We start from the raw sequence: 24,444 nt of genomic DNA, 5'->3' as shown, positions 1-24,444 counted from the left end.
CAGGGCGGAGCCGAGGAGGCGCGGGTCGGCGGGTCCCGCCGGCGCCGGTCAGTGCCCGCGCGGCTTGTCGGCGTCGTCGAGCTCGTGCTGCTCGTCGTCGTTGGGCTTCGCCGCGAGGGCGAGCATGGCGATCACGACGAGGGCGACGATGAAGCCGATGCAGAGGAAGATCAGCGCGAGGTCGAGTTCGCGGGTGGTGAGCAGCACGACGACGCCGATGAACACGGCGAACACCGCGCTGAGGCCGAGGAACTCGGCGGGGCGGACGCGGTCGCGCCAGCTGGGTTGGGTCATCTCTGGGGTACTCCGTCTGAACTGGTGTCGGCGTCTGAAGCGGGGTGGGCGGGGATCCCCGCCGGGTCGGGTGTCGTGGTCTGCCACTTGAGCGACAGGCCCGCGATCACGAGGAACACGCCGACGAGGGCACCGTACGCGCCCAGCAGGCCGACCAGCACGGTCGACGAGGTCAGCACGCCCTCGATCCGCTCGATGCCGCCGAGCTCGCGGGCGTAATCGGGCGGCACGAGCACGAAGGCCAGGGCGAGCGCGAGCGTCAGCGCCCCGACGGTCGTCCAGTCACGGGCGAGCGGCGAGCGGCCGCGACGCCGCAGACCCGTGACGAGCTCGAGTGCCCCGGTCACGAAGGCCCAGGCCAGGACGACGGCGACGAGCACGGTCAGCCCGCCCGACGAGAAGACGAGCGCCGCGATGCCGGCCAGGAGACCCACGACGCCCTGCACCAGCTGTAGCGTCCGACTCGACGGGTCGGACGACAGGCGGGTCGCCGCGCCGAGCGCGAGGACGAGCCCGGCGACCAGGGTCGCCGCCCCGAAGACGATGAGCCCGATGCGGGCCGAATGGTCGGGTGAGAACGTGATGATCACGCCCATCGCCAGGGCGGGCACCGCGCGGAGCAGCGGGACCGGCCAGTAGCGCGCGCTGCGGGCAGCGTCGGGATGGGCAGACACGGGACCTCTTTCGGGCGTCGGGGAACCCGAGGAGTTTACCGCCCCTCCCCTGACAGGCCTCCGGGACGATCACCCGTCGCTCACCCCTTCTCACGACGGTTACCCAGGGGGCTCCCTTACGGTCGCTACATCCAAGGGCGCATCGCTCACGACACGCGGCTGGGAAGTCGACCACCGCCGGAGCCCGATGACGTCCGTTGCACCATCCCCGACCACCGACCGCTTCGCCGACTCCGGTTTCCGGGCCACCGTCCCCGGCCGGGTCAGCAAGCCGACGAGCACCTACTCCGAGCTGCTGAAGAGCGTGCGCGACGCGGGTCTCCTCAAGCGTCGCACCGGCTTCTACATCACCGTCTTCGTCATGCTCGTGCTGAGCCTCGGCGGTGCCGCCACCGGCTTCGTCCTGCTCGGGTCGAGCTGGTTCCAGCTGCTGATCGCCGCGGCGCTCGGGGTCATCCTCACGCAGTTCGCGTTCCTCACCCACGAGGCGTCGCACCGTCAGGTCTTCGCGTCGGGCACGACGAACGACAAGGTCGGCCGCGTGCTGGCCGCCGGGGTCGTCGGCATCAGCTACGCGTGGTGGATGACGAAGCACACGCGTCACCACGCGAACCCGAACACCAAGGGCAAAGACCCCGACATCGCCTTCGACACGATCTCGTTCCTCGAAGAGGACGCCGCGAAGCAGCGGGGCGTGCTCGGCTTCATCACGCGCCGCCAGGGCTACTTCTTCTTCCCGCTGCTGCTCGGCGAGGGCGTCAACCTGCACGTGACGTCGTTCCGCACGCTGCTGGGGCGTCAGAAGGTCGAGGGCCGTGCGCTCGAGATCACGCTCATCGCCGTGCGTCTGGCCCTGTACTTCGGCGTCGTGTTCTGGTTCCTGCCGCTCGGCATGGCCTTCGCGTTCATCGGCGTGCAGATGGCCGTCTTCGGCCTCTACATGGGCTCGTCGTTCGCCCCGAACCACAAGGGCATGCCGATCATCCCCGAGGGCGCCAAGGTCGACTTCCTCAGCAAGCAGGTGCTGACGTCGCGCAACATCACGGGCCGCTTCTCGACCGCGTTCATGGGCGGGCTGAACTACCAGGTCGAGCACCACCTGTTCCCGAGCATGGCGCGCCCGCATCTGCGGGCCGCGAGCCGCCTCGTGAAGCAGCACTGCGCCTCCTACGACATCCCGTACACCGAGACCACGATCACGAAGTCGTACGGGATCGTCGTCCGCTACCTGAACCGGGTCGGGCTCGCCGCCCGCGACCCGTTCGACTGCCCGGCCGCCCAGCAGCTGCGCCCCCGCTGAGTCGGTCGCTCGCCGCACCGGTCGCCCAGCGCGCCGGTCGCGAGCAGGTCGACCGCAGACCGCCCCGCCCCTCGATCCGTCGAGCGGCGGGGCGGTCCGTCGTCTCAGCCCGTCCGGTCGTCGCGTCGCGTGACGAGGAAGTCCACGTACCGCACGCGGGAGTCGGCGTCCGGTCGGGGGCGGCCGGCCGCGACGTTCTGCCGACGGTGGTCGGTCACATCGTCGGATGTGCGGGTGCGGGGCTTCGAGTAGCCGACGATCCGGACGGGTTCGGTGGCCGGGTCGCTCCGATAGGTGCTCGTCACGATCGGTCCGCCCTCCGTCGAAGAGCCCCGGCGGTCGCGCGGGGACGCTCTCAACCTAGAGACGGCGCCGAACGCGGTGAAGGGGGTTGCCAGGGCGCGGCGACGCTGCTAGGAGCGGACCAGCCGAGGAGGCGCGGGTCGCCGACCCGAGGAGGCGCGGGTCGCCGACCCGGCGGGCGTCACGCGGTCGCGGGCCACGCCTCCAGCTGCCACCCGAGCCACGGGCTGAAGGCGAAGGGCGCGGCGGCCACGGCGCGGCGGAGCTCGGCCGGATCGACCCAGGCCCACTCGGCGACCTCGTCGGGCGACGGGTCGGGCGTGCCGACCACCCGGGCGGTGAACACGGGGCAGATCTCGTTCTCGACGACGCCCGAGGCGTCGGTGGCGATGTAGCGGAAGTCGGGGAGGATGACCTCGACGTCGCTGACCTCGATGCCGAGCTCCTGCGAGGCGCGGCGGCGGACGGCGTCGGCCGGCGTCTCGCCGGGGGCCGGGTGGCCGCAGTACGAGTTCGTCCAGACACCGGGCCAGGTCTTCTTCGACAGGGCGCGCCGGGTCACGAGCACACGACCGAGGTCGTCGACGACGTGGCAGCTGAAGGCGAGGTGCAGGGGAGTGGTGGCGGTGTGGACGGTCGCCTTCTCGGTCGTCCCGACCGGTTCGCCCGACTCGTCGAGCAGCACGACCAGCTCGGCCTGCGGCCCCGGAGCGATCTCGTGGGGCTCGACCGCTGAGGAGGGTTTCTCGGATGTCATGAGAGGTAGTCTGCCTGGCGTGGACGGTGAACTTCTTCGCGAACGGACGCGGGAGCGGCATGAGCGTGTCGACGCCGTCCTCGACGGCTTCTTCAGCCTGGCCAAACGCCGGGCCGAGTCGGTCGGCTCGCGCTACGTCGACCTCTGGTCCGTGCTCGAGCGCAACAGCGCCGGCGGCAAGCGGTTCCGCCCGCGCATGGTCTTCACGGCGTACGACGCCCTGGGCGGTGGCGACGAAGACGCCGTGGCGGGTGTCGGGGCGGCCTTCGAGCTGCTGCACACCGCCCTCATCGTGCACGACGACGTCATCGACCGCGACTTCTCACGGCGCGGCATCCCGAACGTCTCGGGCAGCTACCGCGACACCGCGACGACCGCCGGTCTCTCGACGCCCGCAGCCGAGCACCGGGGCATGTCGGCCGCCGTCATCGCAGGCGACCTCGCGCTGACCGGTGCGAGCCGCCTCCTCATGCAGGTGCGGTGCGAGAGCGGGGTCCAGGCGCGCCTCCTCGACATCCTCGACGAGGCCATCTTCGTCAGCGCCGGCGGCGAGATGGTCGACGTCGAGCTCTCGCTGTCGGACGACGTGCCGACGGTCGACGAGATCCTGAACATGGAGCGCGCGAAGACCGCGGTCTACTCGTTCGAGGCCCCGCTGCAGGCCGGCGCCGTCCTGGCCGGGGCCGGCGACGACGTCGTCGACGCGGTCGGCGAGTTCGGCCGAGAGGTCGGGGTCGCCTACCAGCTGGTCGACGACCTGCTCGGCGTCTTCGGCACCGAAGAGAGCACGGGCAAGACGACGCTCGGCGACCTCCGCGAGGGCAAGCGCACCGTGCTGATCGCGCACGCCGCGACGACCGACCAGTGGTTCGCGATCCAGCCCTTCGTCGGCAAGGCCGATCTGACCCCGGACGAGGCCGCGCACGTCCGCAGCAGGCTCGAGGCGTGCGGTGCGCGGTCGTTCGCCGAGACGCTCGTCGAGCAGCACGCGGCACGGGCCCTGGCCGTGCTCGAGGGCCCCGCGATCGGCGACGCCCTCCGAGACGCCCTCAGCCCGCTCGTCTCGACCGTCCTCGAGAGGGTCCGATGACCGGCCTCGCGCTGTACGACACCGTCGCCGACCAGACGGCGTCGGGGGTGATCCGTCGGTACTCGACGTCGTTCGGGTTGGCCTCGCGCCTCCTCGGCGCCGACGTCCGTCAGCACGTCGAGAACGTCTACGCGCTGGTGCGGGTCGCCGACGAGATCGTCGACGGGCCGGCCGCCGAGGCGGGGCTCGACCCCGAGTCGTCCGCGCGGTGCCTCGACGAGTTCGAGGCCGAGACCGAGCGGGCCATCGAGACGGGCTTCAGCGCGAACCTCGTCGTGCACGCCTTCGCCCGAACCGCGCGCACCGCCGGCTTCGGCAGCGAGCTGACCCGCCCCTTCTTCGCCTCGATGCGCGCCGACCTCAGCGCCCGCGAGCACGACGCCGAGTCGTTCGACCGCTACGTCCACGGCTCGGCCGAGGTCGTCGGTCTGATGTGCCTCCGCGCGTTCCTCCTCGGGCACGCGTTCCCGTCGTCGACCGTCGCCGAGCTCGACGAGGGCGCCCGGCGCCTCGGCGCGGCCTTCCAGAAGGTGAACTTCCTGCGCGACCTCGCGGCCGACTTCGAGCAGCTCGGCCGCAGCTACTTCCCCGGGGTCGACGTCGGCTCGTTCGACGAGGCCACCAAGGCCCGCCTCGTGGCCGACATCGACGACGACCTCCGGGTCGCCGGCGACATCATCCCCGTGCTGCCCGCGACGTCGCGACGCGCGGTCGCCCTGGCGCACGGCCTGTTCGCCGAGTTGAACCGCCGTCTCGAGGCGACCCCCGCCTCCTCGCTCATCCGCGCCCGTGTGCGCGTGCCCGACCCGGTGAAGGTCCGCATCGCCCTCGCGTCCGCCGCCGGCCGCACCACCCGCATCCCCGACCGCCCCGCCGAGAGGACCTCGTGAGCACACCCTGGCTCGACCGCGCCACCGGAGACACCACCGTCGAGCGGCACGGCTCGCGCGCCGTCGTGATCGGCGGCGGCATCAGCGGTCTGGCCTCGGCGGCGCTGCTCGCCCGCGAGGGCCACGACGTCGTGCTGCTCGAGAAGAACGACGCCGTCGGCGGTCGCGCCGGCTCGTGGAGCCACGACGGGTTCCGCTTCGACCTCGGCCCCAGCTGGTACCTGATGCCCGAGGTGTTCGACCACTTCTTCCGGCTGATGGGCACGTCGTCGGCCGAGCAGCTCGACCTCGTCGAGCTCGACCCCGGCTACCGCGTCTACTTCGAGCCGTCGGCCGACGGCGGGTCCGACGCGCCCATCGACGTCCCCCGCGGTCTCGAAGAGAACGTCGCGCTGTTCGAGTCGATCGAGCCCGGCAGCGGCGACCGCATGCGCAGCTACCTGCGGTCGGCCCGCGACACGTACGAGATGGCCAAGCAGAGGTTCCTCTACACGAGCTTCGAGAGCGTCGGTCCCCTGCTGCGCGGAGACGTCGTCGTCCGTCTGCCGAAGCTCGCGCGCCTCCTGCTCCAAGACCTCGACACGTTCGCGTCGCGCACGGTGAAGGAGCCGCGGCTGCGGCAGATCCTCGGCTACCCCGCGGTGTTCCTCGGATCCTCGCCGTTCAAGACGCCGAGCATGTACCACCTGATGAGCACGCTCGACCTCGACGACGGCGTGCTCTACCCGCGCGGCGGGCTGATCACCGTCATCGACGCGATCGAGCGCGTGGCCCGCGAGGCGGGGGTGCGCATCGAGACCGAGGCGTCGGTCACGCGCGTGACGACCGCCGAGCCCGTCGTCGGCGAGGGTCGTGCCGGTCGGGTGCGCTCGCGGGGCGTCGCCACCGGGGTCGAGTACGTCGACGCCGACGGCGAGGCGCAGCTCCTCGAGGCCGACGTGGTGGTCGGGGCCGCCGATCTGCACCACATCGAGACCACGATGCTGCCCCCGTCGCTCCGCACCTTCGACGACGACTACTGGACGAAGCGCGACCCGGGGCCGAGCGCCCTGCTGATGTACCTCGGCGTCGAGGGCGAGATCCCCGAGCTCGAGCACCACACGCTGCTGTTCGCGAACGACTGGCACGAGAACTTCGACCGCATCTTCGGGGCCGACAAGCGCATCCCCGACCCGCCCTCGCTCTACGTCTGCAAGCCGAGCACCGTCGACCCGTCGACCGCGCCCGAGGGTCACACGAATCTCTTCGTGCTCGTCCCGCTGCCCGCCGACCCGGCGCTCGGTCGCGGCGACGTCGACGGAGACGGCGACACGCTGATCGAGCGGCTCGCCGACCTCGTGATCGAGCAGATCGCGAGCTGGACGGGTGTCTCCGACCTCGCCGACCGCGTCGTCCTACGGCGCACCCGCGGCCCCCGCGACTTCGTCGACGACGTCAACGCCTGGAGCGGCAGCATGCTCGGCCCGGCCCACACCCTCGACCAGAGCGCGATGTTCCGCGCCGGCAACACGTCCGAGCACGTCGAGAACCTCTTCTACGTCGGCGGGTCTGTGCGACCCGGCATCGGTCTGCCGATGTGCCTGATCAGCGCCGAGATCCTGCTGAAGAACCTGCGCGGCGACCGCAGCACCGAGCCGCTGCCCGAGCCCGGCGAGTCGACCTCGAGCGCGCCTCCCCGGTCCGAGTCCGCCGCCTGATGGGCCTGCTCTACCTCGTCGCCCTCTGCATCTCGATCTTCGGCATGGCGATGCTCGACCGCCGGTTCACGCTGTTCTTCTGGCGTGACGCCCCGCGGGCGTTCGTGACGCTGCTGATCGGCGTCGTCTTCTTCCTGATCTGGGACATCGTCGGCATCGACACCGGGGTGTTCTTCCGAGGCGAGACGTCGTTCATGACCGGCATCCAGATCGCCCCCGAGCTGCCGCTCGAAGAGGTCTTCTTCCTGACGCTGCTCTGCTACCTGACGATGAACCTCCTCGCCGGCACACGGCTGATCGTCGATCGTCGCGCCTCCCGTCGAGAGGGCGGCGCCTCATGACGTACTGGGCGATCAACGCCGTGTTCCTCGCGCTCGTGGCCGTGGTGGCGGGGGCCGCCGTGCTGGCTGCCTGGTGGCGCGGTCGGGCCGAGCGCGCCTCCTCGGCCGCCCGTGTCGCCCGCGTGCGCGCGGCCGGCCTCTCGACGGTCGTGCTGCTGCTGATGACCGCCGTCTTCGACAACATCATGATCGGGGTCGGTCTGGTCGACTACGCGCCCGACCGCATCAGCGGCGTGAAGATCGGCATCGCCCCCCTCGAGGACTTCGCCTACTCGGTGGCCGCCCTCGTGCTGCTGCCGTCGGTGTGGACCCTGCTCGGCGGACGCCGGGCCCCGAAGGAGGCGCGCTCATGAAGACGCTGACCGCCCTGTTCTGGTCGTCACGGCCCCTCAGCTGGATCAACACGGCGTTCCCGTTCGCGGCGGCGTTCATCCTGACGTCGGCGAGCGGCACCGTCGCGTACGGCGGGTCGTACGTGCCGCTCGACTCGGACGGCTCGAGTGCCGTCGCCGGCCTGTCGTCGGACGCGACCGGCTTCTTCGACTTCGGCGCCGTCCCCTGGCTGATCGCGATCGTCGGCATCGTGTACTTCCTGGTGCCCTACAACCTCGCGATGTACGGCATCAACGACGTCTTCGACTACGAGAGCGACCTCCGCAACCCGCGCAAGGGCGGGGTCGAGGGCGCGCTGCTCGACCGCGGTCTGCACCGCACGACGCTGTGGGCCGCCGTCGTCACGAACGTGCCGTTCCTGATCTTCCTGGTGATCGTCGGCAGCCCGCTCAGCTGGCTCGTGCTGGCCATCAGCGTCTTCGCGGTCATCGCCTACTCGGCACCCGGGCTGCGCTTCAAGGAGCGCCCGTTCGTCGATTCGATCACGTCGAGCACGCACTTCGTCAGCCCCGCCGTCTACGGGCTCGCGCTCGCCGGCGCGACCGTCACGCCGCAGCTCGTCGCGCTGCTGGGCGCGTTCTTCCTCTGGGGGATGGCCAGTCACGCGTTCGGCGCCGTCCAGGACGTCCTCGCCGACCGCGAGGGCGGCATCGCGTCGATCGCGACGGTGATCGGGGCGAAGGCGACCGTCCGGTTCTCGGTCGTGGCGTACCTCCTCGCCGGGGTGCTGATGACCCTCACCGAGTTCCCCGGCCCGATCGCGGCGATCATCCCCGTGGTCTACGCGATCAGCTGCGCCCCGTGGTGGAACGTCGCCGACGCCGACGCGGAGGGCGTCAACCGCGGCTGGAAGCGGTTCCTGACGCTGAACTTCCTGTCGGGCTTCGTCACGACGATGCTGCTCATCTGGTGGGTCGCCCTGGCCTGAGACGGCCCCGGCCCGAGACGGCCCTGGCGCGAGACGGCCGTGGCCCGAGGCGGCGGACGAACCGACGCGCCTCCCGATGTTCACCTCCGTGATAGGTACGCCCCCTATGGTCGCGTCGTGAGTCCTCGCCTCAGTCGATCCGCCGCCGCCCTCCGCCGGGCCCGTGCCTGGAACGACACGGGGCACCGCGTCGCCGAGCGCTGGGCGGTCATCCGCCGGCACCCGCACGCGATCTGGTGGGCGTTCGTCAGCCTGCACCTCACCGTGATGCTCGCCCTGACGCCGATGATGCTCACCGGCGACGTCACCGGCGACCTCCCGCTCTACCGTTCGTGGGCGAGCGGCGCGCTCGCCGACGGCCGTTGGCCGGTGCTCGACTTCGACTGGGTCTACCCGGCGGGGGCGCTCGGGCCGATCGTGCTCTCGAACATCCTGGGCGAGTCGCTCTACCAGTTCGTCTGGCTGCTGCTGCTGACCGCGGTCAACGCCGGGGCGCTCTGGCTGCTCACCGACCGCGGGCGACGCACCGTCGACGCCACGGCCGCCTGGTGGTGGCTGCTCATCCTGTTCCTGCTGAGCCCCGTGGCGTTCCTGCGGCTCGAGGGGTTCAGCGCCCCGCTCGTCGTGGCCGGGCTGCTGATGCTCGCCACCCGGCCGAGGGTCGCCGGCGCGCTGCTCGCCCTCGCGACCTGGATCAAGGTCTGGCCCGCCGCGGTCGTCGCCGCCGCCGTCGCGGTGTCGCGCCGTCGGGGCTCCATCGTCGGGGCGGGCGTCGCGACGAGCGCGGCCATCGTGGGGCTCGTCGTCGTGGGCGGCGGCGCCTCGCACCTCGACAGCTTCGTCACGATGCAGTCGAGCCGCGGCCTGCAGGTCGAGGCGCCGATGGCGACCCCGTGGCTCTGGATGGCGATGCTCGGGGTGCCCGGCGCCTCCGTCTACGAGAACGTGGGGCTCGCGACGAACGAGGTCATGGGGCCCGGCGCCTCGGTGCTGATCAACGGCAGCACCGGTCTGATGTTCGGGGTGCTGTTCGCGCTGGCCGTGCTCGTCGCCGTCGCCGCCCTAGGGCTGCCCGGTGCCCGTCGCGGTGCCCGGGCCGTCGACGAGACCGGCGTCGTGCTGCTCGGCGCCCTCGCGCTGACGACCACGTTCGTCGCCCTCAACAAGGTCGGCTCGCCGCAGTACGTGCTGTGGATCGCGCCCGTCGTCGCGGTCGGGCTGGCGCTCCGGCCCGAGCAGTTCCGGGTGCCGGCCCTGCTCATCGGCTGGTCGGCCGGGCTGACGACGCTCGTGTTCCCGATCCTGTACCTGCCCCTCCTCGATCTGAATCCGTTCGCGGTGGTGGTGCTCGCGGCCCGCAACGTGCTGATCGTGGTGCTCTTCGGCTGGTGCGTGCTGCGGGTCGTGGCCGCCGCGCTGGCGGCCGTCGGCGTCACCGGGCGCCCTCTGACGCCCGAGGCCGTCGGCATCGGGCTGAGATCCGCCCGATAGAGGTCAATCTGGGCCTCCCGGGCCGTGCTGTGCCAGCGTGGAGAGTCCAGAGCACGACAACGAGCAACTAGGAGCACTCATGAAAGGCAAGATCCTCTTCGTCGCAGGAGCGGCTGTCGGGTACGTCCTCGGAGCCCGCGCGGGCCGTGGCGCCTACATCAAGATCAAGGACCGCGCCGGCGACCTGTGGGAGAACCCCTCGGTGCAGAAGACGGTCCACCAGGCTGAGGACTTCGTCAAGGACAACGCCCCCGTCGTCGGTTCCAAGCTGAAGGACGTCGCGAACGACGCCGCCTCCGCCGCCCAGTCGACCGTCAAGTCCGCCACGAAGAAGGCCGACAAGGTCGCCGACCAGGCGAAGGCCAAGGCCGACGAGGTGGGATCGAAGGGCGCGTCCGCCACCGGTGCCGACAAGGGCGACGCCGACACCGGCGACCGCGACAACGGCACCTCGAAGCTCCCGGGAGTGAGCGTCGGTGACTGACCTCAAGAACCCTCAGGAGAGCACGAAGAAGTCGCTCGGCTCGCTGCTCGGCAGCCTGCCCGAACTGATCTCGCGCCTCATCCGCGGTGAGATCGCACTCGCCAAGACCGAGCTCTCGACGAAGCTGAAAGAGGTCGGGGTCGGTGCGGGTCTGCTCGTCGGCGCCGCGCTCTTCGGGTTCTTCCTGCTCGCGGTGCTGCTGACCGCTGCCGTGCTGGGGCTGTCGACCGTCGTGGCCCCGTGGTTGGCCGCGCTGATCGTCGCCGCGGTGCTGCTGATCATCACCGCCGTGCTCGCCCTGCTGGGCGTCAAGGCGCTGAAGAAGGGCGTGCCGCCGACCCCCGAGAAGACGGTCGCCAGCGTCAAGGCCGACGTCACCGCTCTGAAGGGCCAGGGAACCTATGACTCCCCGCAGCACTGACCCGGCCGGGAAGAACGAGCCGAAGCCCGACCCCGAGCGCGAGCTCGCCGAGGCGAGGGCCGAGGAGGCGCGGGCCGAGAAGTCCGGCGGCTCCCGCGACGAGACGGCCCCGGAAGACGAGAAGGGCCCGCGCCCCGGCGCGAGCATCCCCGAGATCGAGCTCGACCTCGCGCGCACCCGCGAGGAGTTCGCGGCGACGCTCGACGCCATCGAAGACAAGCTGAGCGTGCCGGCGCACGCCCGCCGCCTCAAGGCGAGCGTCAAGCGGCGGTACTCCGACGACCCGAAGCCGGTCGTCGCGGCGGCCGCCGCGGGCGCCGCCGGCCTGGCGGCCATCGTCGCCGGCGTCGTCAAGGTCGCCCGGCGCTGACCGCCCGGCGCTGACCGGCCGGCAGCGGCCGGCCGGCGCTGACCGCCTCGGCGCGGTGGCGGTCCTCGTGACCGGCACCGCGCCTCCTGGGCTCACCACCCGCATCTCCACGACAGGACACCCCATGGCCCAGAAGAGCACCGAGCGCGAGCAGCAGGCGCCGTCGGCGGACGACGAGCGCAAACCGCAGGAGCTGACCGACGTGTCGAAGCCCTCGTGGGGGTACGTGCTCGGCAAGACGCTCCGCGAGTTCACCCGCGACCAGTGCACCGACCTCGCCGCGGGTCTGACCTACTACGCCGTGCTCGCGATCTTCCCGGCCCTGCTGGCGATCGTGTCGCTGCTCGGGGTCGTCGGGCAGGCCGGGGCGACGGCCGACGCGGTGCTCGACATCATCCGGCAGCTGGGGTCGCCCGACGTCGCGAAGCTGCTCGAGGGCCCGATCGAGCAGCTGACCGGGTCGCCGGCGGCCGGCGTCGCCCTGATCGTCGGTGTGCTCGGCGCGCTGTGGTCGGCCTCCGGGTTCGTCGGCGGCTTCGGGCGCGCCATGAACCGCATCTACGGCATCGACGAGGGTCGCCCGATCTGGAAGCTGCGCCCGACGATGCTCGGCGTCACCGCGTTCACGGTCGTGCTGATCGTCGCGGCCGGGCTGATCCTCGTGCTCAGCGGGCCCGTCGCCCAGACGGTCGGCGACCTGGTCGGACTCGGATCGACGGCGGTCTTCGTCTGGAACATCGTCAAGTGGCCCGTGCTCGCGGTAATCGCCATCGTGATCGTGGCCGTGCTCTACTACTGGGCCCCGAACATCAAGCAGCCGAAGTTCAAGTGGATGAGCATCGGGTCGCTCGTCGCCCTGGTCATCTGGCTGATCGCGTCGGTCGGCTTCGGCTTCTACGTCGCGAACTTCTCGAACTACAACGCGACCTACGGCTCGCTCGGCGCCGTGATCGTGTTCCTGCTCTGGCTCTGGATCACCAACAACGCGCTGCTCTTCGGCGCGGAGTTCGATGCCGAGCTCGAGCGCGGACGTCAGCTGCAGGCCGGCATGAAGGCCGAGAGCGAGATCCTGCTGCCGCCGCGCGACACGGCGCAGACCGAGAAGAAGGCCGCCGCGCTCGCCAAGGACGAGCTCGAGGGCATGCGCCTGCGCCAGGCGGCGGCCGCCGAGATGGCGCGTCAGGGCGAGGAGCGACCCGAGGCCGACGGCGAGGGCGGATCGGCCCCGTCGGACGACCACCCGGAGCCCGACGAGCCCGACTCGGGCAAGCGCCGCGACTGAGCGCGCGCCACGCCGCCCGCGTGCCGGGCCGGCCGCGCGCCGGCGGCTACACCTCGAAACCCGCGCCGCACCCCGATTTCTCGAGGTGTGACGCGGGTTTCGGGGTGTCGCGTGGGGCTCGGCTCAGAACGAGAAGCCGAGCTCGGCCGGGTACTCGCCGCGGGCGGTGAGCGTGGCGGCGGCGTCGCGCAGGTGCGACAGCGTCAGACCCATGGTGGTGGGGCCGAAGCTGACGCGTGAGACCCCGAGCTCGGCGAGACGGGCCAGGGGCACGGCCGACGGGTTCGAGATGACGCTGATCTTGCCGTCGATGCGGTCGAGGGCGGCCTTGACGAGGTCTTCGGTGCCGAGGCCGAGCACGAAGGCGCAGTCGGCGCCGGCGGCGAGGTACGCGTTGGCGCGCGTGACGGCGTCGTCGAAGCTGTCGGGGTCGCCGGCCAGGGCGTCGACCCGGGCGTTGATGACGATGGGCACCCCGGCGCGGTCGCCGGCCTGGCGGGCGGCGGCGACCTTCGAGACCTGCGTGTCGATGTCGTAGAGCGGGGCCTTGGCCTGGCCGATGCTGTCTTCGATGTTGAGGCCGGCGGCGCCCTCCTCGATGAGGCGGAAGACGTTGTCGAGCGTGCCGGCGGCGTCCGAGGCGTAGGCCTTCTCGAAGTCGACGGACACGGGCAGGTCGACGGACCGGATGATGATGCGTGCCGCGGCCAGCATCTCGTCGACGTCGAGGCCCTCGCCGTCCTCGACGCCGTGCGCCTCGCTGATGGAGTGGGAGGCGGTGGCCAGGGCGCGCACGCCCGGTGCGCCGGCGACGATGCGGGCCGTGATGCTGTCCCACACGTTCGTCACGATCAGCGGATCGCCGGGGACGTGCAGCGAGCGGAGCAGTTCGGCCTTCTCGGCCGTGGAGGAGATGGACATGCCCCCAGCCAACCAGCCCGCGCTGTGCGGCACCAGCCCCGCGCGCGCTGCCGCCCTCGCCCCGACCCCAGGAGTCCGCTCAGGCCCCCGTGCGCACGCTGGGGTCGGAGCGGGTTCCTGGGGTCTCGGCGACCCACGGCCATCGAGGTGACGCGAACGGGGCCCTGTCACGCCTGCGGGGCGCGATCCGGGTCACATCGATGAGGCCGCGAGCGCGGGTCAGGCCGCCGCGAGCGCCGACGTGGGCGGGATGCGCGCCGCCCGCGACGCGGGGTAGAGCCCGCTGACGCCGCCGATCACGACCGTGGCCACCAGTCCGCCGACCGCCGCCCACGCCGGCACCACGACGGGCCAGCCCTGGCTGAGCGCGAACACGGCCGTCACCGCGGCCCCGAGCGCGACGCCGACGGCGCCGCCGAGCAGCGAGAGCAGCAGCGACTCGACCAGGAACTGGTCGCGGATGTGCCGACGGCGTGCGCCGAGCGCTCGCCGCACCCCGACCTCCGCCCGGCGCTCGAGCACCGTGATGACCATGGTGTTGGCCACTCCGATGCCGCCGACGAGCAGCGCCACCCCGCCGATGCCGAGCAGCAGCCCGGTGAACGACGCCTCGGACGCCTGCTGGGCGGCGAGCGCCTCGGACGGCCGGCTCACGGTGACCGCCGTCGGCTCGGCGGGGTTGACCGTGCGGGCGAGGACGTCCCGTACGGCCGCGACCCGCTCGGGATGGGCGCGGGCGAACAGCCGGGTGGGGTGGCCGTCCCAGCCGAACTCGTCGGCGGCCGTCGACTCGGGCACGAGGGCGGAGCTGTCGAGGTCCGGGGCGAGGGGCAGCGGCGCGAGCACGCCGACCACCGCCACCCAGCGGCCGTCGATCCAGACGCGGCTGCCCGGATGCACCCGGTCGAGACCGAGCGTGGCGGCGGCCGTCGACCCCAGCACGACCTGGGGCAGGTCGTCGGACGCGTCGCCGAACCAGGTGCCCGACGACATCTCGCTGCGCAGCACCTCCTCGAGGTCGCCGAGGGCCACGTCGAGGGTTATGCCGCCCGAGGCCGCCGCGGGGATCCGATCGCTGCGGTAGACCCGCTGACCGGGCACCCGGCCGACACCGGCCGCCTGCTCGACGTCCGGGCGGCGGTCGAGCATGTCCCGCGAGGCCTCGGGCAGAGGGACGTCCGTGCCGAGGGCGTCCCGACCGGGGGTGACCTGCAGCAGGTTCGTGCCGAGGCCGTCGAGCACCCGGGCGAGAGCCGCCTGGCTCGACGAGGAGATCCCGACGACGGCGATCATCGCCGCGATGCCGATCGCGATGCCGAGCGCCGACAGCACGACGCGCGCGGGTCGGGTCCGCAGCCCGAAGACGCCGAGTCCGACCAGGTCGCGCGTCGACAGCCGACCGGGTCGACGCCGGCTCACGGGAGCACCTCGCCCTCGATCAGACCGTCGCGCATGCGAACCCGGCGGGGCAGGGTGGCCGCCAGCGACAGGTCGTGCGTGATGACCACCACGGTCGTCCCGCCGGCGTTCAGGTCGTCGAGCAGACGCAGGACGGCTGCGCCCGACACCGAGTCGAGGGCGCCCGTGGGTTCGTCGGCGAGCAGCAGCGCGGGTTCGCCGACGATGGCCCGGGCGATCGCCACGCGCTGCTTCTCGCCGCCGGAGAGCTGATGCGGGCGGTGATCGACGCGGTGACCCAGGCCGACGCGGTCGAGGGCGCCGCGGGCCCGGTCGATGCGCTCGCGGCGGGGGACGCCGGCGTAGAGCAGCCCGTCGGCCACGTTCTCGGTGGCCGTCGCACCCGAGGCGAGGTGGAAGTGCTGGAAGACGAAGCCGATGTGCTCGGCGCGGAGTCTCGACAGGGCGTCGTCTCCGAGCCCTCCGACCTCGTGACCGGCCACCCGGACCGATCCGGTCGTCGGGCGGTCGAGCGTGCCCATGACGTTCAGCATGGTCGACTTGCCCGAGCCGCTCGGCCCGACGACCGCCAGGAACTCGCCCCGGGTCACGCTCAGGTCGACGCCCCCGAGGGCGGCCAGCCCGCCGTAGACCTTCGTCACGCCGCGCAGCTCGAGCACGGCCTCGGCGGCCGTCGGGGTCGTCGTCGCCTCCGAGGAGGCGCGGGTCGTCCCGATGAGACCGCCCACGGTCTCGATCCCGCTCACGATGGCACCACGACCTCGTCGCCCTCGGCGAGCCCGTCGCCCGAGACCTCGGCCCGCCCCTGGGCGAAGAGACCGGTCGTCACGGGGACGCGCTCGGTCTCGCCGCCCGACCGCACGACCTCGACGACGTAGCCGTCGTCTCCGGCGAGGAGGGCCGTCACGGGGACGCTCAGCACGCCCTCGCGGCGCTCGCCGTCCACCACCAGGTCGACCGCGGTCGACGTCGACGTCCCCTCGGGCGGATCGCCGTCGAGCCCGACGGTGACGACCACCTCGTCGTCGCCACCCGGCGCCGGGTCGTCACCCGCGCCTCCTGAGGGTTCGCCCACGGCCTGGACCGAGCCGGGCACCGTGGTGCCGTCGGGCAGGCGGACCTCCACGGGCCCGCCGCCGGGGAACCGGGCGAGGTCGGGAGGCGAGACGGAGGCCGTCACCACGAGTGCGGTCGGGGTGTAGCCGTAGACGGCCGAGCCCGCCTCGTCGCCGACCCGCCCGATCGGGTCGGCGACCCGGATGTCGCCGGGGACGAAGGCGATGTCGGACGCATCGAGGCCGCCGGTGCGCGTCCGCCCCCGGTCCGTCTGCCAGCGCGTGACGGCGTCGCGCGTCGAGGAGTCGAACCACTCGCCGTCCGAGACCTCGTATCCGAGTGCGCGCAGGTTCTCTTTCAGCTGGGTGACGTCGGCCCCGCGCAGACCCTGCACGAGGGGGCGCCAGAGCGGCACGGCCCCGTGCATCGCCCGCACCGGGCTCTCGTCCACCGAGTAGAGGACGCCGTCGCGGCCGATCTCCTCGCCGAAGGCCGGGAGCCCGGTGACGACGCCCGTCCCGGCGGACGTCAGCGGCACCGGGGTGCCGTAGCCGAGGGCCGCGGGGATCCGCTTGCCGTCGACGAGGTCGCCGAGCACGACGGGGGCGGTGGGGCGCTGAGCGCCGACGGCCGAGGCAGACGGAGCGCTGCCGCCGGCCCCGCCCTCGATGAGCGAGCAGCCGGTCAGAGCCGCGACGCAGAGCGCGCCCGCGACGACGCCGACGAGGGCCCGGCGGTGCGCCGGGCGGTGGACAGGGGGGCGGTCGGGCTGGCGGGCGGGGCTCATTCGCCCGACCCCTCGGCGGAGGGGCCGAACCGCTCGCTGCAGGCGAAGAAGGCGTCCTGCTCGGGGGTGCTGCTGGTGGTGCTCCAGCTCGTCTGCGGGAACGCGCCGTCGACCGGGTCGGGGAAGTCCTCGAAGCCCTCCTGGCGGACGCACTCGGCGACCTTCAGCTGGGACTCCTGCCACTCGGCCAGTTCGGCCGCGGAGGGCTCCTCGGCGGCCTCCCCGCCGCCCGCGGACTCGGGCAGGCCCTCACGGCACTCGGCGAACGCGGCCGCGTACTCGTCGGCGTCCGCCCCGTTCGGGACGGCCACGACCATGCCCTCGTCGAGGTCGGGATCGTCGACGTCGTACCCGGCGTCGCGGAGGCACTGTCCGAGCTGGGCCGACGCGCTCGTGCCGCCGCCCGCCGACGTGGCGGCGGAGGTGGCGTCGTCGTCCGTGCTGCATCCGGCCAGCAGGGCCGGCAGCAGCACGGCGCAGACCGAGAGCGTGCCGAGGGCGGATGTGCGTCGACGCGCGGACCGGCGGTCACGGAACGGCGCGGATGCGGGGGAGGTGGAGGTCATGGGGTGCCTTTCTCTGGCGTGATGATGGGCGGCTCCGTACCGGGTCGTCGTGCGGAGATCGGTGACCATCTCACCGAGGGGGGTGTCTCGGGGCCGTGGCCTCGACGGTTACGTCGGCGAAACGCGATGTCCGTAATATGATGTGAATAATTCTCGTCGCCTGGACGGCGGCGGCGGAGGACGACGGGAGGGGATCGATGCGAGTCCTGGTGGTGGACGACGAGGTGGCGCTGGCCGACCTGGTCGCCGCGGGGCTGTCGCGGCAGGCGATGGCCGTCGACGTGTCCTATCGCGGAGACGAGGCCGACGAGATGCTCGCGGTCAACGACTACGACGTGGTCGTGCTCGACCGCGACCTGCCGGGCCTCCACGGCGACGTGGTGGCACGACAGGTCGCCGAGCGGGGCGACGCGACGCGCATCCTCATGCTCACGGCGGCCGGCGACCTGCACGATCGCGTCGGCGGGCTCGAGCTCGGAGCGGACGACTACCTGGCGAAGCCGTTCGAGTACCCCGAGCTCGTGGCGCGGGTGCGAGCGCTCGGACGCCGGTCGGGGGCGGCGACGCCGCCGGTGCTCCGATCGGGCGACCTCGAGCTCGACACCAACCGCCACCTCGCGACCCGCAGGGGGCTCGACCTGGGGTTGTCCACGAAGGAGCTCATGGTGCTCGAGGTCCTGCTGCAGGCCGACGGGCGCATCGTCAGCGCGGAGGAGCTGCTCGAAAAGGTCTGGGACGCCAACATCGACCCCTTCACGAACGCCGTGCGCGTCACCGTCAGCAAGCTGCGCCGCAAGCTCGGCGAGCCCGATCCGATCCGCACCGTCCCCGGTCGCGGCTACCGGCTGTGAGACCGGCACCCCCGGCGCCCCCGGCGGCCCCGACGACTCCGGCGGCCGACGGTCTCGGGTCGTTGAACCGGAGGCGGCGGAGCATCGGCCTCCGCACGGCGACCACGTTCGGGGTCGTCTTCGCCGTCCTCGCCGCGCTCGTGCTGCTCGCCGTCGGCGTCGCGACGTCGCAGGGCGTCGCCCTCAGCCTCGAGGGCGTCCCGTCGTCACCGGGGTCTCCGTCGTCCTCGGGGTCGGCGTCGTCCCCGGGGTCGCCGTCGTCGCCGGGCTCGCCGATCGCCGTCGAGCGTCCCGTCGGCAGCGCGGAGCCGGGCGACGACACCCTGACCGCGGCTCGCGTCGTCGGGACGATCGTGGCGCGGCAGCAGCTGATCTGGTCGACCGTCGGCGTCGCGGCGGCGTCCGTGATCGCGGCCGGGGCCGGGTGGTTCGTGAGCCGCCGCCTGCTCCGCCCGATCGACGACATCGTCGCCGCGACCCAGCGCATCACCGCGAGCACCCTGCACGAGCGCATCGGTCTGACCGGCCCGAGCGACGAGCTCTCGCGGGTCGCGTCGACCATCGACGGGCTGCTCGACCGGCTCGAGGCCTCGTTCGAGGCCCAGCGCCGCTTCGTCGCCTACGCGTCGCACGAGCTGCGGACGCCGTTGGCCGTGCAGCGCGCCGCGCTGCAGATCGGCCTCGACGACCCCACGCCCGATCAGGTCGCCGCGATCCGCGATCAGCTGCTCGAGGTCAACCGCCGCAGCGAGCACCTCGTCGAGAGTCTGCTCGCCCTCGCGACGGCCGACCGCGGGCTGGCCGCCGGGACTCTCGAGCCGGTCGCCGTCGGGGACGTCGTCGACGAGGTGGTGACGGGCGTCGCCGACGCGGCCCGCGCCTCCTCGGTGCACGTGGTCGTCGACCGCGGCTCGTTCCGCACCGTCGAGGGCGATGCGGTGCTCGTGGGGCAGCTGGTCCGCAACCTCGTGGCCAACGCCGTCGAGTACAACGAGCCCGACGGGTGGGTGCGCGTGAGCGGCTCGGACGACGCGGTCGGCTCGGTCGACGCGGTCGTCGTCGTCGAGAACTCGGGGCCGGTCGTCGACCCGGAGGTCGCCGCCACGCTGACGCGGCCGTTCACGCGCGTCGCTCCGGCGTCGACCACCGTGGCTGCAGGCTCCGGAGGAGCGGTGCCCGCCCGGCATAGCGGCCTCGGTCTCGCGATCGTCGCCTCGATCGCCCGCGCCCACGGGTGGACGGTCGAGGTCGCGCCGCGCGAGGGCGGTGGTCTGCGGGTCGCGGTCGGCTGACGGACCCCATCGAGGCGACCCGAACGGTGCCTCAGCATGCCCGCCGGGCCCGATTCGAGTCACCTCGATCGACGAGACCCCAGGAAACCGCTCAGACCCCCGTGCGCGAGCTGGGGTGTGAGCGAGTTCCCGGGGTCTGAGCGGGCGTCAGGAGGCGCGGGTCGCCTCGGCGAGGATCGCCGCCACCCGACCGGGCACCGTGTCGTCCTGCAGGCTCGTCGTGTCGCCGAGGGGGCGGCCGTCGACGATGTCGCCGAGCAGCCGGCGCATGATCTTGCCCGAGCGGGTCTTCGGCAGGTCGGGCACGACGAGCACGGTGGCGGGCTTGGCGATGGGGCCGATCTGGTCGGCCACGTGCGCTCGCAGCACGCTCGACAGCGACCCCGCGAGCGGAGCCCAGACCTGCGGTTCGGAAGCGGACCCGGAGTCGGGCACCGCGCCTCCTGCGGGCCTCGCCGCCGGCACCACGAACGCGGCGATCGCCTGCCCGGTGCGCTCGTCGGCGACCCCCACGACCGCGGCCTCGGCCACCAGCGGGTGCGCCACCAGCGACGACTCGATCTCGATCGTCGACAGCCGGTGACCCGACACGTTGATCACGTCGTCGACGCGGCCCAGCACCCAGATGTCGCCGTCGGCGTCGTACTTCGCGCCGTCGCCCGAGAAGAACCAGCCCTGACGCCAGTACTTCGCCCAGTACGAGTCGCGGTACCGCTCGGGGTCGCCCCAGACGGTGCGGGCCAGCGACGGCGGGGTCCGCTGTACGACGAGGTAGCCGCCGGCGCCGTTCGGCACGCGCGCTCCGGCGTCGTCGACGACGGCCGTCGAGACGCCCGGCAGCGCCCGCAGCGACGAGCCGGGCTTGAGCGTGTCGACCCCGGGCAGAGGCGCCATGACGCTCGCACCCGTCTCTGACTGCCACCAGGTGTCGACGATGGGGCACTCGCCGCGCCCGAACTGCTCGTGGAACCACACCCACGCCTCGGGGTTGATGGCCTCGCCGACCGTGCCGAGGAGGCGCAGCGACGAGATGTCGTACGTGTCGGGGAGTCCGTCGGGGAACCACGACGACAGCGTCCGCACGAGGGTCGGCGCCGTGTAGTACGTCGTCACGCCGTACCGCTCGATGATCTCGAGATGCCGGGCGGGGTGCGGGGTGTCGGGAGTGCCCTCGTAGATCACCTGCGTGAGGCCGTTCGAGAGCGGCCCGTAGATCTCGTAGGTGTGCGCCGTGACCCACGCGAGGTCGGCCGTGCACCAGTGGACGTCGTCGGGCTTCGCGTCGAAGACGGCCCAGTGCGTGTAGCTCGCGGCCGTGAGGTAGCCGCCGCTCGTGTGCACGAGCCCTTTCGGCCGACCCGTCGTGCCGCTCGTGTACATGATGAACAGCGGCGTCTCGGCGTCGAAGTGCTCGGGGGAGTCGGTGTCGGGCTGAGGGTCGACGACGTCGTGCCACCAGAGGTCGCGTCCGTCCGTCCAGGGCAGGTCGGGGGTCCGATCGCCCGTGCGGCGGACGACGAGCACGTGCTCGATCCCGTTGTCGCCGCTGACCGCGTGGTCGGCGTTCGCCTTGACCGGCACCGCGCCTCCTCGGCGGAACTGGCCGTCGGTGGTGACGAGCAGCTTCGCGCCGGTGTCTTCGACCCGGAACTTCAGGGCCTCGCCCGAGAACCCGCCGAAGACGAGCGAGTGGATCGCGCCGATCCGCGCGATGGCGAGGGTGACGACGATCGTCTCGGCGATCACCGGCAGGTAGACGACCACGCGGTCGCCCTTCGTCACACCGAGCGATCGCAGTCCGTTGGCCGCCTTGACGACCTCGCGCTGCAGCTGCGCGTAGGTGATGTCGCGGCGGTCGCCCGGCTCGCCCTCGACGTGCAGCGCGACCTTGTCGCCCCGACCGGCGGCGACGTGCCGGTCGACGCAGTTGACCGCGACGTTCAGACGGCCGCCCGCGAACCAGGTGGCCTCGGGCACGGTCAGCTCGCCGTCGGGGCCCTCGGCGACCGGCGACCAGGTGTGCGCCGTGCGCCACGGGGTCTCCCAGTCGAGGCGGTGCGCCTGCTCCTCCCAGAAGGCGACCGGGTCCGCTGCCGCGCGGGCGTGCTCGGCGGCCGTGACGTTCGCGGTCGCGGCGAGCCCAGGAGGCGCGGGGAACGTCCGTCGCTCGTCGAGCAGATTCGAGATGGTGTCGGTCGTCGCCATCCGTCGATGCTACGAGTCGCCCCGGCGCGGCATCGGGCGGCGGGCAACCCGGCGTAACACGGCGGGTCGTGCGGAATCTCGCGTCGCGCCTTACTCTGAGCAGGACTCCGTTCCGGACGTCGGTCGGCGCCCGCGCCGGATCGCGACGACTCCTGGCGCGACGACAGGAGCAGACGTGACCAACCCGACCGGTCGTGGGCGCGTTCGCCTCGGCACCGCCCTCGCGCTCGCCGGCGCGCTCGTGCTCGCCCCGGTGGCGGCGTCCGCCGCGGAGCCGGCACCGGCGCCTGCTCCGGTCGTCGAGCCGGCGCCCGCCGTCGACACGGCCCCCGCCGCGGACGCATCGGCGCCTGCCGCGGAGGCGCCTGCTGCGGAGGCGCTCGCCCCGGAGGCGCTCGCCCCCGGCGAGCTCATGAACTACGTCGTCAACGTCGCCCCCACCGAGGCCGCGACGACCGAGGCGCGGGCGGCCGTCGTGGCAGCCGGCGGAATCGTGCTGATGAGCTACCCCGAGATCGGGGTGGTGACCGCGCAGTCGACCGCCACCGGGTTCCTCGACGCGATCCGCGCCTCCTCGGCCGTGCAGTCGGCCGGGCCCACGCGCCAGGCGGCCGTCACCGAGGGCGCCGTCGCGGCCGACTGGGAGGGCGGCACGCTGTCCATCGACCGGCCCCGTGCCGAGGCCGCCGTCACCGCGGCGCCGCTCGACTCGCAGCAGTGGGACATGGACGCGATCGGAGCCCCCGAGGCCCGCTCGATCGAACCCGGCGACGCCGAGGTGCTGGTCGGCGTGCTCGACAGCGGCATCGCCGTCGACCACCCCGATCTCGCGTCGCAGGTCGACCCCGCGGCATCGGTCGGCTGCTCGGTGAACGGCATCCCCGACGGCGACCAGGCGGCCTGGGTGCCCGTCGACGACAGCGAATCGCACGGCACGCACGTCGCCGGCACGATCGGCGCGGACGCCGACGGCGACGGCATCACCGGCGTCGCGCCGGGCGTCACGCTGGCGAGCGTCAAGGTGGTGAACCACGACGGCTTCATCTACCCCGAGTACGCGCTCTGCGGCTTCATGTGGGCCGCCGCCGAGGGCATGGACGTCACGAACAGCAGCTACTACGTCGACCCCTGGGCGTTCTGGTGCGAGGGGCAGCCCGAGCAGCAGCCGGCGCTCGACGCCGTCGAGAAGGCCGTCGCCTGGTCGCAGCAGCAGGGCGTGCTGAACATCGCCGCCGCCGGCAACGAGGACTACGACCTCGCGAACAAGACCACCGAGTCGACGAGCCCCGACGACGGCGTCTACGACGCCGCGGGCGCCTACGTGTCCGGGCCGCGGATCATCGAGGACCGCGACGTCTCGCAGGGCTGCGTCGACCTGCCCGCCGGCGTCGACGGCGTCGTCACCGTGGCCTCGGTCGCGCAGCAGCCCGACGGCAGCGTCGCGAAGTCGTCGTTCTCGAACTACGGCGAGGGCGAGATCGACATCGCCGCCCCGGGTTCGGGCATCGTCAGCACCGTCTTCGGGGGCGGCTTCGACGTGTACAGCGGCACGTCGATGGCGTCGCCGCACGTGGCCGGCGTGGCCGCGCTGCTGGCATCGGTCCACCCCGACGCGGGGCCCGCAGAACTGCGGGCGCTGCTGATCTCGCAGGCGACCGACCTCGGCGACACCGCGCTCTACGGCGCCGGCCTGGTCGACGCCTTCGCGGCGGTGACCGACGACCTCGACCTCGGCCCGACCGCTGCCGTCGCGGACGGCCGGGTGCAGGCCGGTGTGCCGTTCCGACTGCTCGGGGCCGGGTTCGCGCCCGGCGAGACGGTGACGCCGACGCTCGAGGTCGGCGGGGTCGATAGCCCGGCCGCGGACCTCACCGCCTTCGACGCCGACGCCGACGGCCGCCTCGGATCGATCGGCCGACTCGACCCGGGCACCCCGGTGGGGCCGGGCACGATCGTGCTGACCGGGAGCTCGGGCAGCAGCGACCGGGTGGACGTCGAGATCGGCGCCCCTCTGGCCGGTCCGCGCATCGGCTCGCCCTCCGCGGGCCAGGTCGTCGTCGGCTCCCGCGTCGTGGTGACGGGTCTCGCGGCACCGGGTGCCGCCGTCGCCGTCGCCCTGGTCCCGCCCGGCGGCGTCGCGGGGGCGGAGGCGTCCGCCGCTGCGGCCGCGGCCCTGGCCGCCGCGGCCGATCGTGCCGAGGCCGGCGGCGACCCCGCGCCTCCCGAGCCGTTCGACACCGGTTCCGCGGTGACCGCCACGGCCGTCACCGCCGACTCCACGGGAGCCTGGCGCGTCGAGTTCACCGGCGTCCCCGAGGGCGACCACGTCGCGCTGGGGCTGGTGCAGGTGCTCCTCAGCGGGAGCGTCTCCGGGCAGGGCGAGCCCGTGGCCTTCAGCGTGAGGGCGGCTGCGGCCGAGGTGCCGGGTGCGCCCGCCGTGCCTGGTGGGCCGGGTGCGCCCGACTCGCCGGTGCCCGTGTCGCCGGCCGACCCGGCCGACCCGGCGGGCACGGCCGACGCGGCCGACGCGGCCGGGCACGGCGTCGACCTCGTCATCTGGTCCGCCGGCACCGGCGACTGGCACGTCGGCGAAGGCGCCGACCCGCGCACGGAGACCGCCCTCGCGGCCCGC

Annotated in this window: 25 protein-coding genes; 15 read left to right on the top strand and 10 right to left on the bottom strand. The window is 72.9% G+C overall.

The window, feature by feature from the left end:
• Positions 1 to 48 precede the first annotated feature (48 nt).
• Together SOM13_RS14145 and SOM13_RS14140 are read right to left on the bottom strand one after the other, a co-directional pair.
• Positions 49 to 294: a hypothetical protein gene (locus SOM13_RS14145; protein ID WP_192061634.1), complete on the bottom strand. Its 246-nt coding sequence runs from the start codon at positions 292 to 294 to the stop codon at positions 49 to 51.
• Positions 291 to 968, bottom strand: a complete 678-nt coding sequence (locus SOM13_RS14140) for an HdeD family acid-resistance protein (protein WP_320480086.1) — start codon at positions 966 to 968, stop codon at positions 291 to 293. Before SOM13_RS14140 ends, SOM13_RS14145 begins: the two co-directional genes overlap by 4 nt.
• Before the next feature lie 187 nt (positions 969 to 1,155).
• On the opposite strand from SOM13_RS14140, the gene SOM13_RS14135 reads away from it, so the two are divergent.
• A complete protein-coding gene (locus SOM13_RS14135; RefSeq protein ID WP_320480085.1) occupies positions 1,156 to 2,268 on the top strand; it encodes an acyl-CoA desaturase in 1,113 nt (370 codons plus the stop codon).
• Between the two features lie 104 nt (positions 2,269 to 2,372).
• Here the strand turns inward: SOM13_RS14135 and SOM13_RS14130 are convergent, their stop codons facing one another.
• Positions 2,373 to 2,573 (bottom strand): hypothetical protein, encoded by a 201-nt coding sequence (locus tag SOM13_RS14130; RefSeq protein WP_192061632.1) that lies wholly within the window; start codon positions 2,571 to 2,573, stop codon positions 2,373 to 2,375.
• A 179-nt stretch (positions 2,574 to 2,752) separates the two neighbouring features.
• Positions 2,753 to 3,328: an isopentenyl-diphosphate Delta-isomerase gene (gene idi / locus SOM13_RS14125; protein WP_243215273.1), complete on the bottom strand. Its 576-nt coding sequence runs from the start codon at positions 3,326 to 3,328 to the stop codon at positions 2,753 to 2,755.
• 19 nt (positions 3,329 to 3,347) lie between these two features.
• Here idi and SOM13_RS14120 point away from each other — a divergent pair, with 19 nt between their 5' ends.
• From SOM13_RS14120 to SOM13_RS14070, 11 genes are all read left to right on the top strand, one after another.
• Positions 3,348 to 4,418, top strand: coding sequence for a polyprenyl synthetase family protein (locus tag SOM13_RS14120; RefSeq protein ID WP_243215272.1), 1,071 nt, complete (start codon positions 3,348 to 3,350; stop codon positions 4,416 to 4,418).
• Complete coding sequence (locus SOM13_RS14115; RefSeq protein ID WP_192061629.1) at positions 4,415 to 5,308, top strand: phytoene/squalene synthase family protein; 894 nt, start codon at positions 4,415 to 4,417, stop codon at positions 5,306 to 5,308. Before SOM13_RS14120 ends, SOM13_RS14115 begins: the two co-directional genes overlap by 4 nt.
• On the top strand, positions 5,305 to 7,005 hold the full coding sequence (gene crtI / locus SOM13_RS14110) for a phytoene desaturase family protein (protein ID WP_243215271.1): 1,701 nt from the start codon (positions 5,305 to 5,307) through the stop codon (positions 7,003 to 7,005). The genes SOM13_RS14115 and crtI overlap by 4 nt, the downstream gene beginning before the upstream one ends.
• Positions 7,005 to 7,346, top strand: a complete 342-nt coding sequence (locus SOM13_RS14105; RefSeq protein WP_320480084.1) for a lycopene cyclase domain-containing protein — start codon at positions 7,005 to 7,007, stop codon at positions 7,344 to 7,346. The genes crtI and SOM13_RS14105 overlap by 1 nt, the downstream gene beginning before the upstream one ends.
• Entirely contained in the window at positions 7,343 to 7,699 is a 357-nt protein-coding gene (locus SOM13_RS14100) for a lycopene cyclase domain-containing protein (protein WP_192061626.1), read from the top strand. Before SOM13_RS14105 ends, SOM13_RS14100 begins: the two co-directional genes overlap by 4 nt.
• Complete coding sequence (locus tag SOM13_RS14095) at positions 7,696 to 8,667, top strand: prenyltransferase (RefSeq protein ID WP_320480083.1); 972 nt, start codon at positions 7,696 to 7,698, stop codon at positions 8,665 to 8,667. Before SOM13_RS14100 ends, SOM13_RS14095 begins: the two co-directional genes overlap by 4 nt.
• Before the next feature lie 117 nt (positions 8,668 to 8,784).
• Complete coding sequence (locus tag SOM13_RS14090) at positions 8,785 to 10,158, top strand: glycosyltransferase 87 family protein (RefSeq protein WP_192061624.1); 1,374 nt, start codon at positions 8,785 to 8,787, stop codon at positions 10,156 to 10,158.
• 79 nt (positions 10,159 to 10,237) lie between these two features.
• On the top strand, positions 10,238 to 10,642 hold the full coding sequence (locus SOM13_RS14085; RefSeq protein WP_192061623.1) for a YtxH domain-containing protein: 405 nt from the start codon (positions 10,238 to 10,240) through the stop codon (positions 10,640 to 10,642).
• On the top strand, positions 10,635 to 11,063 hold the full coding sequence (locus SOM13_RS14080) for a phage holin family protein (protein ID WP_192061622.1): 429 nt from the start codon (positions 10,635 to 10,637) through the stop codon (positions 11,061 to 11,063). Before SOM13_RS14085 ends, SOM13_RS14080 begins: the two co-directional genes overlap by 8 nt.
• Complete coding sequence (locus SOM13_RS14075; RefSeq protein ID WP_320478076.1) at positions 11,044 to 11,433, top strand: DUF3618 domain-containing protein; 390 nt, start codon at positions 11,044 to 11,046, stop codon at positions 11,431 to 11,433. The genes SOM13_RS14080 and SOM13_RS14075 overlap by 20 nt, the downstream gene beginning before the upstream one ends.
• 124 nt (positions 11,434 to 11,557) lie before the next feature.
• On the top strand, positions 11,558 to 12,715 hold the full coding sequence (locus SOM13_RS14070) for a YihY/virulence factor BrkB family protein (protein WP_192061620.1): 1,158 nt from the start codon (positions 11,558 to 11,560) through the stop codon (positions 12,713 to 12,715).
• A 123-nt stretch (positions 12,716 to 12,838) separates the two neighbouring features.
• Here SOM13_RS14070 and SOM13_RS14065 read toward each other — a convergent pair whose 3' ends face one another.
• From SOM13_RS14065 to SOM13_RS14045, 5 genes are all read right to left on the bottom strand, one after another.
• Positions 12,839 to 13,636, bottom strand: coding sequence for an isocitrate lyase/phosphoenolpyruvate mutase family protein (locus SOM13_RS14065; RefSeq protein WP_320478078.1), 798 nt, complete (start codon positions 13,634 to 13,636; stop codon positions 12,839 to 12,841).
• A gap of 219 nt (positions 13,637 to 13,855) precedes the next feature.
• Positions 13,856 to 15,055 (bottom strand): ABC transporter permease, encoded by a 1,200-nt coding sequence (locus SOM13_RS14060; RefSeq protein WP_320480082.1) that lies wholly within the window; start codon positions 15,053 to 15,055, stop codon positions 13,856 to 13,858.
• Entirely contained in the window at positions 15,052 to 15,801 is a 750-nt protein-coding gene (locus SOM13_RS14055; protein WP_320480081.1) for an ABC transporter ATP-binding protein, read from the bottom strand. The genes SOM13_RS14060 and SOM13_RS14055 overlap by 4 nt, the downstream gene beginning before the upstream one ends.
• Positions 15,798 to 16,898, bottom strand: a complete 1,101-nt coding sequence (locus SOM13_RS14050; RefSeq protein ID WP_320480080.1) for a peptidoglycan-binding protein — start codon at positions 16,896 to 16,898, stop codon at positions 15,798 to 15,800. The genes SOM13_RS14055 and SOM13_RS14050 overlap by 4 nt, the downstream gene beginning before the upstream one ends.
• The gene (locus tag SOM13_RS14045; RefSeq protein ID WP_243215974.1) at positions 16,895 to 17,464 is read right to left on the bottom strand and encodes a hypothetical protein; all 570 of its coding nucleotides are present in this window, start codon (positions 17,462 to 17,464) and stop codon (positions 16,895 to 16,897) included. Before SOM13_RS14045 ends, SOM13_RS14050 begins: the two co-directional genes overlap by 4 nt.
• Before the next feature lie 197 nt (positions 17,465 to 17,661).
• On the opposite strand from SOM13_RS14045, the gene SOM13_RS14040 reads away from it, so the two are divergent.
• Positions 17,662 to 18,315: a response regulator transcription factor gene (locus tag SOM13_RS14040; RefSeq protein WP_192061616.1), complete on the top strand. Its 654-nt coding sequence runs from the start codon at positions 17,662 to 17,664 to the stop codon at positions 18,313 to 18,315.
• Positions 18,312 to 19,607, top strand: a complete 1,296-nt coding sequence (locus SOM13_RS14035; RefSeq protein WP_320480079.1) for a HAMP domain-containing sensor histidine kinase — start codon at positions 18,312 to 18,314, stop codon at positions 19,605 to 19,607. The genes SOM13_RS14040 and SOM13_RS14035 overlap by 4 nt, the downstream gene beginning before the upstream one ends.
• A gap of 147 nt (positions 19,608 to 19,754) precedes the next feature.
• Here the strand turns inward: SOM13_RS14035 and acs are convergent, their stop codons facing one another.
• Positions 19,755 to 21,812, bottom strand: a complete 2,058-nt coding sequence (gene acs / locus SOM13_RS14030) for an acetate--CoA ligase (RefSeq protein WP_320480078.1) — start codon at positions 21,810 to 21,812, stop codon at positions 19,755 to 19,757.
• Positions 21,813 to 21,987: 175 nt separating this feature from the next.
• Here acs and SOM13_RS14025 point away from each other — a divergent pair.
• Positions 21,988 to 24,444, top strand: a 2,457-nt coding sequence (locus SOM13_RS14025; protein ID WP_320480077.1) for a S8 family serine peptidase, incomplete at its 3' end; no start/stop codon positions are given.

This window comes from Frigoribacterium sp. CFBP9030, from assembly GCF_034045195.1.
GTDB lineage: Bacteria > Actinomycetota > Actinomycetes > Actinomycetales > Microbacteriaceae > Frigoribacterium.
The sequence above is the reverse complement of the archived record's forward strand: the minus strand, read 5'-3'. Positions and strand labels throughout refer to the sequence as shown.

Excerpts from the sequence above, each read along its gene's own strand:
- SOM13_RS14145 (WP_192061634.1), bottom strand. The coding sequence starts at position 294 with ATGACCCAACCCAGCTGGCGCGACCGCGTCCGCCCCGCCGAGTTCCTC.
- SOM13_RS14135 (WP_320480085.1), top strand. The coding sequence starts at position 1,156 with ATGACGTCCGTTGCACCATCCCCGACCACCGACCGCTTCGCCGACTCC.
- idi (WP_243215273.1), bottom strand. The coding sequence starts at position 3,328 with ATGACATCCGAGAAACCCTCCTCAGCGGTCGAGCCCCACGAGATCGCT.
- SOM13_RS14115 (WP_192061629.1), top strand. The coding sequence starts at position 4,415 with ATGACCGGCCTCGCGCTGTACGACACCGTCGCCGACCAGACGGCGTCG.
- SOM13_RS14105 (WP_320480084.1), top strand. The coding sequence starts at position 7,005 with ATGGGCCTGCTCTACCTCGTCGCCCTCTGCATCTCGATCTTCGGCATG.
- SOM13_RS14100 (WP_192061626.1), top strand. The coding sequence starts at position 7,343 with ATGACGTACTGGGCGATCAACGCCGTGTTCCTCGCGCTCGTGGCCGTG.
- SOM13_RS14095 (WP_320480083.1), top strand. The coding sequence starts at position 7,696 with ATGAAGACGCTGACCGCCCTGTTCTGGTCGTCACGGCCCCTCAGCTGG.
- SOM13_RS14085 (WP_192061623.1), top strand. The coding sequence starts at position 10,238 with ATGAAAGGCAAGATCCTCTTCGTCGCAGGAGCGGCTGTCGGGTACGTC.
- SOM13_RS14075 (WP_320478076.1), top strand. The coding sequence starts at position 11,044 with ATGACTCCCCGCAGCACTGACCCGGCCGGGAAGAACGAGCCGAAGCCC.
- SOM13_RS14070 (WP_192061620.1), top strand. The coding sequence starts at position 11,558 with ATGGCCCAGAAGAGCACCGAGCGCGAGCAGCAGGCGCCGTCGGCGGAC.
- SOM13_RS14065 (WP_320478078.1), bottom strand. The coding sequence starts at position 13,636 with ATGTCCATCTCCTCCACGGCCGAGAAGGCCGAACTGCTCCGCTCGCTG.
- SOM13_RS14050 (WP_320480080.1), bottom strand. The coding sequence starts at position 16,898 with ATGAGCCCCGCCCGCCAGCCCGACCGCCCCCCTGTCCACCGCCCGGCG.
- SOM13_RS14045 (WP_243215974.1), bottom strand. The coding sequence starts at position 17,464 with ATGACCTCCACCTCCCCCGCATCCGCGCCGTTCCGTGACCGCCGGTCC.
- SOM13_RS14040 (WP_192061616.1), top strand. The coding sequence starts at position 17,662 with ATGCGAGTCCTGGTGGTGGACGACGAGGTGGCGCTGGCCGACCTGGTC.
- acs (WP_320480078.1), bottom strand. The coding sequence starts at position 21,812 with ATGGCGACGACCGACACCATCTCGAATCTGCTCGACGAGCGACGGACG.